A 301-nucleotide genomic window follows, 5' to 3' on the forward strand; every position below is an offset into this window, starting at 1 on the left:
TGCTGTTCCTGGGCGGCATCAATATGCGCATTTTTTCCGGGCTGGCGGTGATGGCGGCCGTGGCCATCGTGCTGCTGATCATTTCCTCGCCATACCGGCTCAAGCGCGTGCTGGGCTTCATGGACCCTGTCTCTTATACACATCTCCGAGCCCACGAGACATTAACAAGGATCTCGTATGCCGTCTTGTGCTTGAAAAGGGGGGGGGGGGGGGGGGGGGGGGGGGGGGGGGGGGGGGGGGGGGGGGGGGGGGGGGGGGGGGGGGGGGGGGGGGGGGGGGGGGGGGGGGGGGGGGGGGGGGG

General features: G+C 70.8%; 1 protein-coding gene. It reads left to right on the forward strand.

Annotated features, from left to right (window positions below):
* Window positions 1–301, forward strand: a 301-nt coding sequence (locus JHD64_RS21650; RefSeq protein ID WP_370540998.1) for an FtsW/RodA/SpoVE family cell cycle protein, incomplete at both ends; no start/stop codon positions are given.

The sequence above is a fragment of the Aquitalea sp. ASV15 genome, from assembly GCF_016429115.1.
Classification (GTDB): Bacteria; Pseudomonadota; Gammaproteobacteria; order Burkholderiales; family Chromobacteriaceae; genus Aquitalea; species Aquitalea magnusonii.